General features: G+C 63.9%; 15 protein-coding genes. 9 read left to right on the plus strand and 6 right to left on the minus strand.

The genetic code is table 11. The features are described 5' to 3' along the window. The first annotated feature begins 60 nt into the window (after positions 1-60). From QX034_RS03490 to QX034_RS03530, 9 genes are all read left to right on the plus strand, one after another. Complete coding sequence (locus QX034_RS03490) at positions 61-882, plus strand: ABC transporter ATP-binding protein (protein ID WP_315729606.1); 822 nt, start codon at positions 61-63, stop codon at positions 880-882. Next, positions 879-2810, plus strand: a complete 1932-nt coding sequence (locus tag QX034_RS03495) for a long-chain fatty acid--CoA ligase (protein ID WP_315704473.1) — start codon at positions 879-881, stop codon at positions 2808-2810. Before QX034_RS03490 ends, QX034_RS03495 begins: the two co-directional genes overlap by 4 nt. A 202-nt stretch (positions 2811-3012) precedes the next feature. Further along, complete coding sequence (locus tag QX034_RS03500) at positions 3013-3906, plus strand: branched-chain amino acid ABC transporter permease (protein WP_315704474.1); 894 nt, start codon at positions 3013-3015, stop codon at positions 3904-3906. Positions 3907-3909: 3 nt separating this feature from the next. Beyond that, the gene (locus QX034_RS03505; RefSeq protein ID WP_315704475.1) at positions 3910-4983 is read left to right on the plus strand and encodes a branched-chain amino acid ABC transporter permease; all 1074 of its coding nucleotides are present in this window, start codon (positions 3910-3912) and stop codon (positions 4981-4983) included. Between the two features lie 45 nt (positions 4984-5028). Next, positions 5029-6321: an ABC transporter substrate-binding protein gene (locus tag QX034_RS03510; protein ID WP_315704476.1), complete on the plus strand. Its 1293-nt coding sequence runs from the start codon at positions 5029-5031 to the stop codon at positions 6319-6321. A gap of 158 nt (positions 6322-6479) precedes the next feature. Then, positions 6480-7316, plus strand: a complete 837-nt coding sequence (locus tag QX034_RS03515; RefSeq protein ID WP_315727722.1) for an ABC transporter ATP-binding protein — start codon at positions 6480-6482, stop codon at positions 7314-7316. 124 nt (positions 7317-7440) lie between these two features. Then, entirely contained in the window at positions 7441-8664 is a 1224-nt protein-coding gene (locus tag QX034_RS03520; RefSeq protein ID WP_315727720.1) for a phenylacetate--CoA ligase family protein, read from the plus strand. Positions 8665-8863: 199 nt separating this feature from the next. Then, positions 8864-10054 (plus strand): CoA transferase, encoded by a 1191-nt coding sequence (locus tag QX034_RS03525; protein ID WP_315704479.1) that lies wholly within the window; start codon positions 8864-8866, stop codon positions 10052-10054. A 168-nt stretch (positions 10055-10222) separates the two neighbouring features. Beyond that, positions 10223-10378, plus strand: coding sequence for a hypothetical protein (locus QX034_RS03530; protein WP_315704480.1), 156 nt, complete (start codon positions 10223-10225; stop codon positions 10376-10378). Between the two features lie 57 nt (positions 10379-10435). Here the strand turns inward: QX034_RS03530 and QX034_RS03535 are convergent, their stop codons facing one another. The 6 genes from QX034_RS03535 to QX034_RS03560 all read right to left on the minus strand — a co-directional run bounded on the left by QX034_RS03535 (position 10436) and on the right by QX034_RS03560 (position 17280). Further along, positions 10436-11953: a tripartite tricarboxylate transporter permease gene (locus QX034_RS03535; RefSeq protein ID WP_315704481.1), complete on the minus strand. Its 1518-nt coding sequence runs from the start codon at positions 11951-11953 to the stop codon at positions 10436-10438. A gap of 120 nt (positions 11954-12073) precedes the next feature. After that, positions 12074-12622, minus strand: coding sequence for a tripartite tricarboxylate transporter TctB family protein (locus QX034_RS03540; protein WP_315704482.1), 549 nt, complete (start codon positions 12620-12622; stop codon positions 12074-12076). A gap of 49 nt (positions 12623-12671) precedes the next feature. Further along, positions 12672-13667, minus strand: a complete 996-nt coding sequence (locus QX034_RS03545; RefSeq protein WP_409977578.1) for a Bug family tripartite tricarboxylate transporter substrate binding protein — start codon at positions 13665-13667, stop codon at positions 12672-12674. Between the two features lie 119 nt (positions 13668-13786). Further along, positions 13787-14584: an enoyl-CoA hydratase/isomerase family protein gene (locus QX034_RS03550; protein ID WP_315704483.1), complete on the minus strand. Its 798-nt coding sequence runs from the start codon at positions 14582-14584 to the stop codon at positions 13787-13789. Between the two features lie 94 nt (positions 14585-14678). Then, positions 14679-15872 carry a pyridoxal-phosphate-dependent aminotransferase family protein gene (locus QX034_RS03555; RefSeq protein WP_315704484.1) on the minus strand — a complete coding sequence of 398 codons (1194 nt, stop codon included), beginning with the start codon at positions 15870-15872 and terminating at the stop codon, positions 14679-14681. Between the two features lie 124 nt (positions 15873-15996). Next, complete coding sequence (locus QX034_RS03560) at positions 15997-17280, minus strand: MFS transporter (protein ID WP_315704485.1); 1284 nt, start codon at positions 17278-17280, stop codon at positions 15997-15999. Positions 17281-17342: the final 62 nt, after the last annotated feature.

The following is a 17342-nucleotide window of genomic DNA, read 5'->3' on the forward strand; positions in this document are numbered from 1 at the left end:
GCGACAAGAGCACAAGGACCCAAGAGCGCGGCAAGCGCCGGGGAGCCTCGGGAGGAACGATTGGACTATACGTTGGAAGCGCGCGCGGTGTCGCTGCGGTTCGGCGGCGTACGGGCGCTGACCGATGTCAGCTTCGGCGTGCGCGAGGGCGAGCTGTTCTCCATCATCGGCCCGAACGGCGCCGGCAAGACCTCGATCGTCAATTGCATCTCCGGCCGCTACAGACCGACCGAGGGCCGGCTGTTCCATCGCGGCCGCGACATCACCTCGCTGCCGCCAAATGCGCGGGCGACGCTCGGCATCGGCCGCACCTTCCAGAACCTCGCTTTATTCCACCACATGAGCGTGCTCGACAACATCATGGTGGGCCGTCATCACCTCTTGAAGAACAACTTCCTCACGGGATCGCTGTACTGGCTGACCGGCGCGCGGCGCGAGGAGCTCAAGCACCGCGAGAAGGTCGAGGAGATCATCGACTTCCTCGACCTGCAATCGGTTCGCAAAGCCACCGCCGGCACCCTCTCCTACGGCCTGCGCAAGCGCGTCGAACTCGCCCGCGCCATGGCGCTGGAGCCGCATCTGATCCTCCTCGACGAGCCGATGGCCGGCATGAACTTCGAGGAGAAGGAGGACATGGCGCGCTACATCGTCGACCTCAACGAGGAATACGGCATGACGGTCGTCATGATCGAGCACGACATGGGCGTCGTCATGGACATCTCCCATCGCGTCATGGTGCTCGATTTCGGCCGCAAGATCGCCGACGGCGATCCGGCCGCGGTGCTCGCCGATCCCCATGTCAAACGCGCCTATCTCGGCGAAGAGGACGAGCTCCTGGTCGATCCCGACGACGTCGCCGAAGTCGCGGAGAACGCGGCATGATGGATTATGCTGCCAGGGTCGCACAGGCCGACACCTATCCCAAACTGCTGCGGCTCAATGCGCGCGAGCACGGCAAGGCGGTCGCGCTGCGCGAGAAGGATCTCGGGCTGTGGCGCGTCTTCACCTGGGCGGACTACCAGAGGCGCGTGCGCGACTTCGCGCTCGGCATGGTCGAGCTCGGGCTCGGCAAGGACGACGTGATCGGCATCATCGGCGACAACCGGCCGGACTGGGTCGCGGCCGAGATCGCCACTCACGCGATCCGGGGCTTGAGCCTCGGACTGTATCGCGACGTGCTGGACGAGGAAGCTGCCTATCTCCTCAACTATGGCGAAGCGCGGCTGGTGTTTGCCGAGGACGAGGAGCAGGTCGACAAGCTGTTGAACCTCGCCGACCGCGCGCCGAAGCTGAAGCATATCGTCTATTCCGATCCGCGCGGGATGCGGAAATACGACGATCCCAGACTGATGCCGGCCGCCAAGCTTGCCGAGCTTGGCCGTAGCAGGGCAGCGCGTGACCCCGATCTCTACGACCGCCTGGTGGATGCGACCGATGGCGAGGATTGCGCGATCCTCTGCACGACGTCGGGCACCACCTCGCACCCCAAGCTTGCGATGCTCGCGGCTGGCCGTGTGCTGCGGCATTGCGCGACCTATCTCAGCTTCGATCCCAAGGGGCCGGACGACGAATATGTCTCGGTGCTGCCGCTGCCCTGGATCATGGAGCAGGTCTATGTGCTCGGCAAAGGGCTGCTCTGTCGGATGAAGGTCAACTTCGTCGAAGAGCCCGAGACGATGATGAACGATTTCCGCGAGATCGCGCCCACCTTCGTGCTGTTCGCACCGCGGGTCTGGGAGCAGATCGCGGCCGACGTCCGCGCCGGCGTGATGGACGCGACGCCCCTCAAGCAGCGGCTGTATCATCTCGGCATGTCGACGGGACTCGCGGCGCTTGAAAAGGGCCAGCATTCGCGCTTTGCCGATCTCGTGCTGTTCCGGAGCTTGCGCGACCGGCTCGGCTTCACGCGGCTGCGCTCGGCGGCAACCGGCGGTGCCGCGCTCGGCCCTGACACCTTCAAGTTCTTTCGCGCCATGGGCGTGCCGCTGCGCACGCTCTATGGCCAGACCGAGCTGCTTGGCGCCTACACGCTGCATCCGGACGACAAGGTCGATCCCGACACCACCGGCGTGCCGATGGCGGCGGACATCGAGATCAAAATCAATGCGCCCGACAGCCAGGGCATCGGCGAGATCGTGGTGCGCCATCCCAACATGTTCCTGGGGTACTACAAGAGCCCGGACGCCTCGGCTGCGGATATCAAGGACGGCTGGATGCATTCCGGCGACGCCGGCTATTTCAATGCCGCCGGGCAGCTCGTCGTGATCGACCGCATCAAGGATCTCGCGGAAACCTCGCGCGGCGAGCGCTTCTCGCCGCAATATATCGAGAACAAGCTGAAATTCTCGCCCTATATCGCCGAAGCCGTCGTGCTCGGCGCCGGCCGCGACCAGCTCGCGGCGATGATCTGCATCCGCTATTCGATCATCTCGAAATGGGCGGAGAAGAACCGCATCGCCTTCACCACCTACTCCGATCTCGCCTCGCGCAAAGAAGTCTATGCGCTGCTGCAGAAGGAAGTGGAGACGGTCAATACGACGCTGCCGCCGGCGCAGCGCATCGCGCGCTTCCTCTTGCTCTACAAGGAGCTCGATGCCGATGACGGCGAGTTGACCCGCACCCGCAAGGTGCGCCGCAGCGTCATCAACGAGAAATACGCCGGGATCATCGACGCAATCTATCGCGGCGAGCCGCGAATTCCGGTCGATACCGTGATCCGCTTCCAGGACGGCACCACCCAGCGCATCCGCACCACGTTGCGGGTAGTCGACATGTCGGGCTACGGAACAATCGCGGAGGCCGCGGAGTGAGATTGCATCAACAAAGCAAGGTGCGCTTTGCTGCGCCCTCCCCCCTTGCGGGAGAGGGCAACTCCGCTGCCTACCCCAAGCTTGGTCGGGTGAGGGGTCTCCATCCTCTTGCTCGCCAGCCGAGAGAACCCCTCACCCGGCTGCGCTCCGCGCAGCCACCCTCTCCCACAAGGGGAGAGGGCTGCAGCGCGCCCGCACGATCATGAACACTTCCTTCCTCATCCAGCTTCTCGTCAACGGCCTCGTGGTCGGAACGCTCTACGGCGTGGTCGCGATGTCCTTCGTGCTGATCTACAAGGCGACGCAGGTCGTCAATTTCGCGCAGGGCGAATTACTGCTGGTCGGCGCCTGGGTGTGCTGGGCACTGCTGACCAAATTCCAGGTGCCGTTCTGGGTCGGTATGCCGCTGACGCTCGTCTTCATGTTCGTGTTCGGCATCGCGATCCAGGTCGTCATCCTCCGGCCGATGATCGGCGAGCCGATCATTTCCGTCATCATGGTCACGATCGGGCTTTCCACCGTATTCCAGGCCGCGCTGAAATGGATGTTCGGCGTCAACCCGCAGCCGTTCCCGCCGGTGTTCGCGAGCACGGCGATCGACATTTTCGGCCTGCAGATCCAGACCGTCTATGTGATGAGCCTTGTCGTGTCGCTCCTGATGATGCTCGGCATGGCCTGGTTCTTCCGTGCCTCCAAATACGGCCTCGCCATGCGCGCCACCGCCTTCAACCAGCAGGTCGCACAATCGCTCGGCATCTCCGTGAAGAACGTGTTCGCGATGGCCTGGGCGATCTCGGCCACCGTCTCCGCGGTCGCCGGCGTCGTCGTCGCGGTCGTCAACGGCGTCTCGTCGGGGCTGTCCGCCTATGGCATCAAGGTGTTTCCCGCGGCGATCCTCGGCGGGCTCGATTCGATCGGCGGCGCCGTGCTCGGCGGCATCATCATCGGGCTTCTGGAAAACGTCGCCCAATATGTCGACAGCCAGTATCTGCACTGGGGCAATCTGTACGAGATTGCGCCGTTCTACGTGCTGATCATCATCCTGATGATCAAGCCCTACGGCCTGTTCGGCACCCATGACATCGAGCGGATCTGACTCATGGTAGTTCGTTCAACGATCCCCGCCGGTGACTACCGCACCTCCTACGCGGCGGACACCACCATTTTTCCCACCCGGACCAGCCGCAATTTCGCGATTGCGGGCGTGGCGCTGCTGTGTTTCGCGCCGCAATTGTTCTCCGAATACTGGCTCTCGATCTCGATCCAGATCGGGATTTTCGCGATCGCGGCGCTCGGCCTCAACATCCTGGTCGGCTTCACCGGGCAGATCTCGATCGGGCACGCCGCCTTCTTCCTGCTCGGCGCCTTCACCTCGGCCTATATCAACAACACCTATGCGATCCCGGTGTTCTTCGCGATTCCGCTCGCCGGTGTCGTCACCGCGTTGGTCGGGCTGATCTTCGGCATTCCGGCGGCACGGCTGAAAGGTCTTTATCTCGTCATCGCCACGCTTGCCGCCCAATACATCCTGCTCGACTTCTTCTCCCGCGCCGAGTGGTTCTCCGGCGGCTCGGTGCCCGCCTCGGCCAACCCGTTCTCGATGTTCGGCTACACGCTGCGCGGCGACCGGCAATATTTCTATGTCGTGCTCGCCTATCTCCTGGCCAGCTACATCCTGGTCACCAATCTGATGCGCACGCGCGACGGCCGCGCGCTGGTCGCGATCCGCGACCACTATCTCTCCGCCGAGATCATGGGCATCAACCTCACCAAATACCGCACGCTGTCGTTCGGTCTTGCGGCCTTCTTTGCTGGCATCGCCGGGGCGCTTTACGCCCATTACCAGCTCGTGATCTCGCAGGAGGGCTTCGGCATCGAGCGCTCGATCCTGTTTCTCGCCATGATCATCATCGGCGGGGCCGGCTCGATCATGGGCACCCTGATGGGCACCGCCTTCGTGGTGCTGTTGCCGGAATCGATGGAGTGGATCAGCCTGCTGCTGAAGGGCAGCGCCATCGATCATGCGCTGGCGCTGAACAACAACATCACTTTCCTGCGCGAGATCGCGATCGGCCTCATCATCATCGGCTTTCTGATGTTCGAGCCGGACGGGCTCGCGCATCGCTGGCGGCAGATCAAGGCCTATTGGAAGCTCTACCCGTTCTCACACTAACAAGGGACCGGCGACAATCCGGCCCGCATATCAGGAGGAAGCGATATGACGATTAAATCTCTATTGAGCTCGGCGGCGCTCGTGCTTCTGGCAGGTACGTTCGCATCGCAGGCGCAGGCCGAAAGCGGGCAGATCGCGATCGGCCATCTCGAGGATCTCTCGGGCGGCACCTCGGACGTCGGCACGCCCTACGGCCAGGGCGTTGCCGATACCTTCGCCTGGATCAACAAGAATGGCGGCATCGGCGGCAAGCAGGTCGCGGTCGACAGCAACGATTATGGCTACCAGGTGCCGCGTGCGATCGCGCTGTACAAGAAATGGTCGGCGCCGGATAACAAGGTCGCGGCGATCATGGGCTGGGGCACCGCCGACACCGAGGCGCTGACCGGCTTCCTCGCCAACGACAAGATCCCGGACATGTCCGGCTCCTATGCCGCGGCGCTTACCGATCCCGAAGGCGCCAGCGGCAAGGCCAAGCCCGCGCCGTATAATTTCTTCTATGGCCCGAGCTATTCGGATGCGCTGCGCGCCGAGCTGACCTGGGCCGCCGAGGATTGGAAGGCCAAGGGCAAGCCCGGCAAGCCGAAGTTCGTGCATATGGGCGCCAACCATCCCTACCCGAACGCCCCGAAAGCGGCGGGCGAAGCGATGGCGCTCGAGCTCGGCTTCGAGGTCCTGCCTCCGCTGGTGTTTGCGCTCTCGCCCGGCGATTACAGCGCGCAATGCCTGAGCCTGAAAAGCTCCGGCGCCAACTACGCCTATCTCGGCAACACCGCCGCCTCCAACATCTCGGTGATGAAGGCCTGCAAGAACGCCGGCGTCGACGTGCAATTCCTGTCCAACGTCTGGGGCATGGATGAGAACGCGGCCAAGACCGCGGGCGATGCCGCCGACGGCGTGATCTTCCCCTTGCGCACCGCGGTCGGCTGGGGCGGCGATGCACCCGGCATGAAGACGGTGATGGAGATCTCGAAGATGTCCGATCCGTCGGGCAAGATTTATCGTCCCGTGCACTATGTCGCTGCGGTCTGCTCCGCGCTCTACATGAAGGAAGCCATCGACTGGGCGGCGAAGAACGGCGGCGCCACCGGCGAGAACGTCGCCAAGGGCTTCTATCAGAAGAAGGATTGGGTCCCCGCAGGAATGGCGGGCGTCTGCAATCCCTCGACCTGGACCGAGAAGGACCACCGCGGCACGCTGAAGGTCGATCTGTATCGCGCCAAGGTGACCGGGCCGACCGACGGCGACCTCAACGACCTGATGGCCAAGGGCACGATCAAGCTCGAGAAGGTCAAGACCGTCGAGCTGCCGCGCAAGCCGGAATGGCTGGGGTGGTAGTTTGCGACTGAGTTGGCTCAGTGCTGACCACAACAAAAGTCGTCATCCCCCGCGCATGCGGGGGATCCAGTACGCCGCGGCTTCTCAGGCGATCCCCGGCGTCTCTGGAATACTGGATCGCCCGCCTTCGCGGGCGATGACAGCGAGAATCATCGGACATGGTTGAAACCCTCGACAGGCCCAACGCAACACCGCCCTCTGCCGCGGCGCCGCTCCTTTCCGTCCGCAACATCGAGGTCGTCTATGACGACGTCATCCTGGTGCTGCGCGGCTTGAGCCTCGACGTGCCGAAGGGAGCCATTGTCGCGCTGCTGGGCGCCAACGGCGCCGGCAAGTCGACCACGCTGAAGGCGATCTCGGGCCTGCTCAAGACCGAGGACGGCGAGGTTACGCGCGGCGAGATCATGTTCGAGGGCGCGCGCATCGACGGCATCGATCCCGAAAAGATCGTCCGCCGCGGCATCTTCCAGGTCATGGAAGGGCGCCGCATCATCGCCGACATGACCTCGCTCGAGAACCTCAAGCTCGGCGCTTTCACCCGCAGCGATCGCGAGGTCGCCTCCGACATCGAGATGGTGTTCAACTATTTCCCGCGGCTGAAGGAGCGCACCGGGCTCGCCGGCTATCTCTCGGGCGGCGAGCAGCAGATGCTGGCGATCGGCCGCGCACTGATGGCGCGGCCGAAGATGATCTTGATGGACGAGCCGTCGATGGGGCTGTCGCCCCTGCTGGTGAAAGAAGTCTTCGCCATCATCAAGGAGATCAACCGCGACCTCGGCGTGACCATTCTCCTGGTCGAGCAGAATGCGCGCGCGGCGCTGTCCGTGGCAAGCCACGGCTACATCATGGAACAGGGCAAGGTGGTGCTCGACGGCACCGCGGATAGCCTGCGCGACAATGAGGACGTCAAGGAGTTCTACCTCGGCGGCGCCGGCGACCAGCGCAAGAGCTTCAAGAACCTGAAAAGCTTCAAGCGGCGGAAGCGATGGCTGTGAACGAGATGTCTCAACATCGTCATGGCCGGGCTTGACCCGGCCATCCACGCCTTGAAGCACGCAGGACAGACGTGGATGCCCGGGACAAGCCCGGGCATGACGGCACAATATCTGAGGACCGGATATGCCCCCCCATTACGACGCCCTCGAAACCCGCGATCCCGACGTGCGCGAGCAGGACCTGTTCACGCGCCTGCCCGCAGTGCTGCGCGCGGCGATGCAGGCGCCCGCCTATGCCGAGCGGCTCAAGGGGATCGATCCCACCGAAATCACGGACCGCGCCGCACTGGCGCTGCTGCCGGTGCTGCGCAAATCCGAGCTGCCGGCCCTGCACAAGGCAGCGCCGCCCTTCGGCGGTTTTGTCGCCCCGGCGCCCGGAAGCTTCGCCCGCCTGTTCACCTCGCCGGGTCCGATCTTCGAACCGGAGACGAACCAGTGCGATCCCTGGCGCGGGGCACGTGCGCTCTACGCCACCGGCTTTCGCCGCGGCGACGTCGTGCTCAACACGTTCAGCTATCATCTGACGCCCGGCGGCTTCATCTTCGATGCATCAGCGCGCGCGCTCGGCTGCGCGGTGATCCCGGCCGGCCCGGGCAATACCGAGGCGCAGTTCGAATTGATCGAGGCCTACCGCCCGATCGGCTATAGCGGCACGCCGGACTTCTTGAAGATTCTCCTCGACGCGGCCCAGAGCGCCGGTCGTGACGCCTCCTCGATCAAGCGTGCGCTGGTCTCCGGCGCGGCGTTTCCGCCGTCGCTGCAGGCCGAGATCAAGGCGCGCGGCATCGACGCCTATCAGGCATTCGGCACCGCCGATCTCGGCATCGTCGCCTACGAGACCGCAGCGCGCGACGGCCTGGTGGTGAACGAGGATCTGATCGTCGAGATCGTGCGTCCCGGCACCGGGGATCCCGTGGCCCAAGGCGAGGTCGGCGAGATCGTCGTCACTTCGCTCATATCAGAACATCCCCGGATTCGGCTGGCGCTCGGCGATCTCACCGCCGAGCTGTCCGGCCTCAGCGCCTGCGGACGCACCAATATGCGGATCAAGGGCTGGATGGGTCGCGCCGATCAGACCACCAAGATCAAAGGCATGTTCGTGCGGCCGGAACAGGTCGCCGAGATCGGCAAGCGCCATCCAGAGCTCGGACGTCTCCGCCTGGTGGTGACGCGCAGCGGCGAGACCGATCTGATGACGCTGAAGGCGGAATGTTCCACGCCGAGCGAGGCGTTGCAGACCGAACTCACCGCGACGTTGCGCACCGTAACGAAGCTCGGTGGAACCGCCGAGCTGGTCGCGAGCGGCTCGCTGCCCAACGACGGCAAGGTCATCGCCGACGAGCGGTGAGTGAACTCGCGCGGCGCACTCCCTTTCCTCGCACGCGGCGCGAGGTTGAACCGAATTCGCAGGAACCTATTAGGAACGCTCGCTGCCCAGCCCTGCACCAGCAACATAGGCGTTCGCGCAGGCATCGCTCCCCGGCAATTGCCGAGCCCGATACCCTCTCCTATACAATCCGGTCTCGCGTCTTCCGGAGTCCTCGTCCATGGCTTTCCCGCGCGCTTCGCAGGCCCTGTCCCGCTTCACCGTGCTCGACCTGACCCGGGTCCGCGCCGGTCCCACCTGCGCGCGGCAGTTCGCGGACTGGGGCGCCAATGTCATCAAGATCGACGCGATGATGGAGAATGGCGGCGAGTCCATGGGCGGTCCGCGCCAAGGTGCCGATTTCCAGAACCTGCACCGCAACAAGCGGGCGATGACGCTGAACCTGAAAGATCCTCGCGGGGTCGAGGTGTTCATGCGCCTTGCGGCGAAAGCCGACGTCGTGATCGAGAACTACCGGCCCGACGTGAAGACCAAGCTCGGCATCGATTACGAGAGTGTACGCAAGGTCAATCCGCGCATCGTCTATGGCAGCATTTCCGGCTTCGGCCAGGACGGCCCTTATCACAAGCGGCCGGGCTTCGATCAGATCGCGCAAGGCATGGGTGGGCTGATGTCGATCACCGGCGCCCCGGGCCAAGGCCCGATGCGCGTCGGCATTCCCGTCGCCGACCTCACGGCCGGGCTGTCCTGCGCGATGGGCATCCTCACCGCGCTGCTGGAGCGCGATGTCTCCGGCGAAGGTCAATGGGTGCAGACCTCGCTGCTGCAGGCGCAGATCTTCATGCTGGATTTCCAGGCCGCGCGCTGGCTGATGGAAAAGGACGTCGCGCAGCAGGCCGGCAACAACCACCCGACCAGCATCCCGACCGGCGTGTTCAGGACCTCCGACGGCTACATCAATATCGCCACCACGGGCGGCCGGATCTGGGAGCGCTTCTGCCAGACCCTCGGCGCGCCGGAGTGGATCGACAATCCCGATTTCGCCACCGCGCCCGCGCGCTCGAAGAATCGCGACGCGCTGAACGCTGCGATCGATCAGCACACGGTGACGAAATCCACCGAGCAATGGGTGAGCGAACTCAATGCCGCCGGCGTCCCCTGCGGCCCGATCTACTCCATCGATCAGGTGTTCGAGGACGCACAGGTGAAGCACCTCGGCATGGCGCAGCCTGTGCCGAATGAGGAGGGCCGCGACATTACTTTGGTCGCGCAGCCCTTCACGCTGTCGCGCACGCCGAGCCGGATGGCCGCTCGCCCGCCGGAATTCGGCGAGCAGACCGAAGACGTCCTCTCGGAATTCGGCTTCACCGATGGCGAGATCGCCGACCTCAGACTGCATCGGGTGGTCTGAGCGGCTGCAATGTGACGAAAAGCGGGCCCGCTTCCCGCTGTGGCCCGAATGTCACCACGCCCGAACTTCAGAGTTGGCCAGATTGAGGTCGTTCCGGGACCGCGATATGCTCTTTTCGTCAATGGAGCCGGCCACAATCGATGGCTGGCTCCGCCCGGGAGCCGGTCCATGAGCGCAACAGAACTGAAGGATTTTCTCGCGGCAATGGACGCGGCCCGTCAGGCCAACATGGCTGCGCTGGAAGCTGCCGGCGGACTTCTTGAAGATAACTTCGACGAGGACGTCAGCCCTGCTATTTTCTGCCGGCCCGCGACCATCCACTAGGCCTGGGCCGAGCCGCCTTACGGCGGCTGCTTTGCCCCTCGACAATTCTACGACGAATTACGCTTCAACCTTCGCCGCCGGATTCCGCATCTTGAGGCCGGCGACCAGGCGATCGATCAGCGGCCAGAACAGCAGCAGGATCGCGAGCGTCGTGATGGTGCCGACCAGCCCGTTCGACCAGAACACGCGCATGTCACCGCTGGAGATGATCATCGATTGCCGGAACGCGTCCTCGGCGCGGCTGCCGAGCACCAGCGCCAGCGTGAACGGCGCCAGCGGAATCTTGATCTTCTTGAAGACATAGCCGACCACGCCGAAGCCGAGCATCAGCCAGACATCGAACATCGCGTTCTGGATCGCATAGGCGCCGATCGCGCAGGACACCACGATCATCGGCGCCACCGCCGCGAACGGCACCCGCAGGATCGAGGCGAAAATCGGCACCGTGGTCAGCACCAGCACCAGGCCGACGACATTGCCGAGATACATCGAGGCGATCAGGCCCCAGACGAAATCCTTATGCTCGACGAACAGCAGCGGTCCGGGGTTGAGGCCCCAGACCATCAACCCGCCGAGCAGGATCGCGGCCGTGCCGGAGCCGGGAATGCCGAGCGCGAGCATCGGCAGCAGCGCCGAGGTGCCGGACGCGTGCGCGGCGGTTTCAGGCGCAAACACGCCCTCGATGCGGCCTTTGCCGAAGCTTGCCTGATCCTTTGAGAAACGCTTGGCAAGATTGTAGCCCATGAACGACGCGGCAATCGCGCCGCCCGGCGTGATACCGAGCCAGCAGCCGATCACCGACGAGCGCAGCAGCGTCATCCAATATTTCGGCAGATCCTTCCACACCGACAGCACCGTGCGCAGCGAGATCGAGGCGGCATGGCCATGCAGCGCCAGCCGCTCCTCCATCGTGAGCAGGATCTCGCTGATGCCAAACAGGCCGATCACCGCGACCAGGAAGTTGATGCCGCGGAGCAGATCAGTCGAGCCGAACGTCATCCGCAGCTGTCCGGACACGGTGTCCATGCCGATGCCGGCGAGCAGAAGCCCGAGCGACATCGAGATCACCGTCTTGTGCTTGTCCTCGCGGCCGAGGCCGACGAAGGAGCAGAAGGTGAGCAGATAGACCGCGAAGAATTCCGGCGGCCCGAAGCGCAGCGCAAAGGAGGATATCCACGGCGCCAGGAAGGTGATCAGCAGCACCGCGACCAGCGAGCCGATGAACGACGAGGTGAAGGCCGCCGTCAGCGCTTCCGCCGCCCGGCCCTGCTGCGCCATCGGATAGCCGTCGAAGGTGGTCGCCACCGACCAGGCTTCACCGGGGATATTGAACAGGATCGAGGTGATGGCGCCGCCGAACAGCGCGCCCCAGTAGATGCAGGACAGCATTACGATGGCCGAGGTCGGATCCATCGTGAAGGTCAGCGGCAACAGGATCGCAACACCGTTGGGTCCACCGAGCCCCGGCAGCACGCCGACAAAGATGCCGAGCACGAGCCCGACCATCATCAGGAGAAGCGTCTTCCAGGTCAGGAGGACGGCGAACCCATGCAGCAGCAGGCCTAAGGCTTCCATTCAGAATTTCCACTTGCCCCGTCATTGCGAGGAGCGAAGCGACGAAGCAATCCAGGAGTTGTTCGCCTCATTTCTGGATTGCTTCGCTTCGCTCGCAATGACGGTTGGTGAGAGTATTGGTTAATACCCGAACATCGCTTCCAGCGGTCCCTTCGGCATGATCACGTCAAATACAACATCGAACGTCACGAACATCACCGCGCTGAAGACGAAGGCCGTGAGCAGCGACTTCCACCAGGCGATCTTGCCGACCAGCCGCATGAAGCCCGCTATCAAGAGAAAGCTCGCGACATAGAGCCCGAGATACTGCATCGCGATGCAAAACAGGAGCGTCGGCACGAACACCGCCAGCACGCGCCGCAGCTGGGCCCGGGTGACGAAGGTCTCGCCCGCTTCCTTGCGCGACAGCACGGCGGCGACTATTCCATACAGGCTGGCGCCGCCGAGGATCACCGAGAGATAGAACGGGAAATAGCCGGGCTCCGGCCCCGTTGCGTCCCAGGACGCGCCGGTGCGCCAATTGTCGTAACCGAGCGTGATCGCGAGCGCGAGCAGAAGCAGCGACACGCCGATGTCGACGGACCGGTTCGAGGTGACGGCAGGCGAGCCCTCCTCCGGCGCGGTCGGATCGTCGACGTCGATTTCAATGTCGATCTCGGTGTCAGACATTGATCAACTCACACGGTCATCGTCCGCCACCGGGTGGCGCTCCGGAGCATCACTTCGCCACAAAGCCGGCTTCCGTCATCAGCTGCTTGTTGAGCGCGCCGTCATCCTCCAGGAACTGCAGCATATCCTTGCCGGTGAGGAACACCGGCTTCAGCGCCTGCTTCTCCATGTAGTCCCTGTATTCCGGTGTCTGGACCAGCTTGTGGAACAGGTCCACATAGAACGCCTGCTGCTCCGCGGTGACTTTGCCCGGCAGGAACATCGCGCGCAGCATCAGATACTGCACGTCCAGCCCCTCTTCCTTGCAGGTCGGGATGTCGTGCCAGGACTGCGTCTCCGTGACCTTGGCGGTGTAGGAGATGCGCTCCTTGTCGAATACGCAGAGCGGACGCACCTGGCCGGCCCGCCAGACTTCCAGGTTCTCGGAGGGATTGTTGACGTTGGATTCGGTGTGCTCGCCGACCAGCTGCGTAGCCGCCTCGCCGCCCGACTTGTAGGGAAGATAGGCGAACTTGGCGCCGGTCTTCTGCTCGACGAACATCGTCAGCACATGATCCTCGCGCTTGGAGCCGGTGCCACCCATCTTGAACGGCGTGCTCGAGGCCTTCGCGGCGGCGATAAACTCCTTGACCGTCTTCGGACCGGAGACATTGTCCCACAGCACGAACTGGTCCAGCGCGATCACGGCGACCGGGGTGAGTTCATGCCAGTCGAACGGCAGCTTCGCCGACAGCGGCAGCATGTAGATCAGCGAATAGGCGATGATGATCTTGTTCGGATCGCCCTCGCTCGACTTCATGTACATCAGCGCTTCGGCCCCGGAGGCGCCGCCCTTCAGCGACACCACGACCGGCTGCTTCATCAGATTGTTCTTCTGGATCGCGGCCTGCATCATCCGCGCCATCTGGTCGGAGGCGCCGCCCGCACCGGCGGCGACCACGATCTCGACCGGCTTGGTCGGCTCCCAGCCGGCCGAAGCCGGCACAGTTGCGAACAATGCGGCGCTCAACGCCGCGATCGTGACGATCTTGCGCAAATGTTTCATCCCCGGTTCGAGTCCGCTTGCACCCTGCTCGGATACTGCGGACTTATTTTGATTAGTTCAAGCCGGCTTGCGGTCTGCAACCTCGCGACTTTCGCATAAGGTTGCAGACCGCCTTTGTACTACTTCCCTTTCCAGTTCGGCGTCCGCTTGTTGAGGAATGCGTCCATACCTTCGCGGAAATCCTCGCTCATATAGGCGCGCAGGATCAGGTCCTCGCCTTCGTCACGCGACAGGGTGCGGCGGATGCGGCGCACCGCCTCCTTGGTCACTTCGAGCGTGATCGGCGCATGGCCTGCAACCAGCCGCGCGGTTTCCAGCGCGCGCCGCTGCAGCGTCGCGACATCGGGCACGATCTCGTTGAGCAGGCCGAGCGCAAGCGCCTCCGGAGCCTCAACCAGCCGCGCCTTGAAGATCAGGTCCTTGGTGCGGGCGGGACCGATCAGCGAGACGACGCGCGAGATGTTCGACATCGACAGGCAATTGCCGAGCGTGCGCGCGATCGGAAACCCCATCCGCGTGCTTTCCGTGCCGATGCGAAGATCGCAGCACGCGGCGATACCGGCGCCGCCGCCGGTGCAGGCGCCCGCGATCGCCGCGATCACGGGCACGCGGCACTGCTCCAGCGTGCCTAGCACGCGATCGATCCGCGCCTCATAGTCGAGCGCATCCTGCGCGGTCTTGAAGGCGCGAAATTGGGAGATGTCGGTGCCGGACGCGAACGCCTTGTCGCCGGCGCCGGTCAGGATCAGCGCCTTGATCGACCGGTCGCCGTTGATGCTTTCGCAGATCGAGGCCAGCTGCTCGTACATCGCGAACGTCATCGCGTTGCGCGCCTGCGGCCGGTTGAAGGTGATCTTGGCGATGCCGTCCTCGACGGCGTAAAGCAGATCCTCGGTGGCAGTGACGGGAGCGTTCATCTCAAGACTTCCTGCTGTGATGCGGAGCAGAACGGCTTTAGGATGGATCGCCGCTCCGTTCCACGTCGATGTTCGGGCATCTGCTTTGCGCGGATTACGCGACCTTCGGAATCGCCGTGACCTCGCGCTTCTTCAACACATCCATCGCAGCCAATACGCCGCCGGCGCGATGCGGCACCTTGGCAAGCTCGAGTCCCATCTCGACCCCCGAAAGCGTCCCCATCAGCATCAGATCGTTGAAATGGCCGATATGGCCGATCCGGAACACCTTGCCCTTGATCTTGTTCAGCCCGGTGCCGAGCGACATGTCGAAATTCTCCAGCACCACCTTGCGGAAATGATCCGCATCGTGCCCCTCGGGCATCACGACGCCGGTCAGCGCCGGCGAATGCGCCTGCGGATCCTGGCACTGGGTGTCCAGCCCCCACACCTTGGTCGCGGCGCGGGTAGCCTCGCCATGCCGACGATGGCGGGCGAACACGTTTTCATGCCCCTCCTCCTCCAGCATCTTGAGGGCCTCATTGAGGCCCATCAGGAGATTGCAGGCCGGTGTGTACGGGAAGGTGCCGAGCTTGTTGAAGTTGATGATCTCCTGCCAGTCCCAATAGGAGCGCATGCCGGCATTGGCCTTGGCCGCGGCGAGCGCCTTTTCCGAGACTGCGTTGAAGCCGAGCCCCGGCGGCAGCATCAGGCCCTTCTGGGAGCCGGCAACCGAAACGTCGATGCCCCAGGCGTCGTGCTCATATTCCATCGAGCCAAGCCCTGAGATGGTGTCGACCATCAACAGCGCCGGATGCGAGGCGCGGTCGAGCGCCTTGCGCACCTGGAGCGGCGGCGTCACGCAGCCGGTCGAAGTCTCGTTATGGACGATGCAGACCGCCTTGATCTGGTGCGCCTTGTCGGCGGCAAGCCGCTGTTCGATGGCCGCGATGTCGGCGCCATGGCGCCAGTCACCGGGGATGAAATCGATGTCGAGCTTGAACTTGTCGGCGATGCCGCGCCACAGCACCGCGAACTGGCCGGTCTCGGCCATCAGCACCTTGTCGCCGGGCTGAAGCGTGTTGACGATCGCCGCCTCCCAGGCGCCGGTGCCGGACGACGGGTAGATGATGACGGGCTGCCTGGTCTTGAACATCCGCTGCATCGCGGCCAGTACGGCAAAGCCGAGTTCGGCGAATTCCGGGCCGCGATGGTCGAGGGTCGGCATGTCCATCGCGCGCAACACGCGGTCCGGCACGTTGGTCGGCCCCGGAATCTGAAGAAAATGCCGTCCCGTATGCAGAGTCATAGGCGTCCTTCCCGGTCTTTGATTTGATTGGGCGGCTGGCATACCACCATTCGCCCTGCTTGTCCTCCGCCTTGGCGGCGGCGTCAACCCAAAGACCGGGAGGGATGACCGTTTCAATTCCTCCTCACTCCGCCGGAACCGGACTCGGCGCGCCGACCGCATGGTCGGCTTCCGCGAACCTCTCCTCGGGCCGCATGAAGAAGGCCGATACGCCGCCGATCAGAAGCACCCCCATCAGCATCAGGAACGGCAGGTCCCAATTGCCGGTGAGATCGATCACCCAGCCCGCCACCAACGGCGAGGCGATCGCAGCTCCGGCCGACCCCATGTTCATGATCCCGGACGCCGTGCCGGAATATCGCGGCGCAATATCCATCGGCACCGACCACATCGGCCCGATCACCAGCTCGGCGAAGAAGAAGCCGCTCGACAGGCACAGCGCGACCAAGGTGAGATCGTGGATGAACAGAATCGGCAGGAGCGAGGCGAGCGCACCGGCAAAGCCGGCCACCGTCACCGACAGCCGCGCCAATCGGACGTTGCCGCTGCGCTTCAGAATGGCGTCGGAGAGCACGCCACCGGCACTGTCGCCGATCACGCCGGCAAAGAACACGCCGGCAGAAAACAGCGCCGAGTTCTTCAGATCCAGGTGGAAGTTGTTCTTGAAGAACAGCGGCAGCCAGTTGAGGTAAAGCCACAGGCCCCAGCCGTAACAGAAATAGGTCAGGGTCACCGGCCACATCCGCTTAAGCAGCGGCCCCCACGGCACCGGCGGCTTGGCGCCGCTCGGCCGCGGTGGCAGCGCGGCAAGCTCGGCCTCGGTGATGTGGCGATGGTCCCGCGGCTCGTTGCGGAAGTAGCAGACCCAGACGACGCCCCAGAGCAGGCTGACGATTCCGAGCACCACGAAGGAGCCACGCCAGGTCAGCCACACCGTCAACGCCGCGACCATCGGCGGCGTGATCGCGTTGCCGAGCCGGGCAAAGGCATGGGTCAACCCTTGAGCAAAGCCGCGGCTGGTCGCCGGCGTCCAATATTGCATCGCGCGCGTCGCGGTCGGGAATGTCGCCCCCTCGCCGAAGCCGAGCGCGAGCCGCGCCATGAACAGCGTGGTCAGGCTGGTGACGAAACCGGTCGAGATCGTCGCGAGCGCCCAGATCATGCCGCACCAGAACAATGTCTTGCGCGGCCCGAAATGATCGCCGACCCAGCCGCCGATCACCTGGAACATGAGGTAGGGATAGGCGAAGGCGGAGAACACGAGACCGAGCTGGGTGTTCGAAAGCGACAGCTCCTTCTGGATCTCGCTTGCGGCCGTACCGATATTGACCCGGTCGATATAGGTGATGAAGTACATCACGCACAGCATTGCCAAGACGACATGCGTGGCCTTGAACCGCAGTCTCATGTTCTCTCCCGACTTGTTGATTGTATTTTTGAAGGCGCACTAGAAAAGCGGCGCCGGAGACC

Source organism: Bradyrhizobium sp. SZCCHNR3119 (assembly GCF_032487775.1).
Classification (GTDB): domain Bacteria; phylum Pseudomonadota; class Alphaproteobacteria; order Rhizobiales; family Xanthobacteraceae; genus Bradyrhizobium.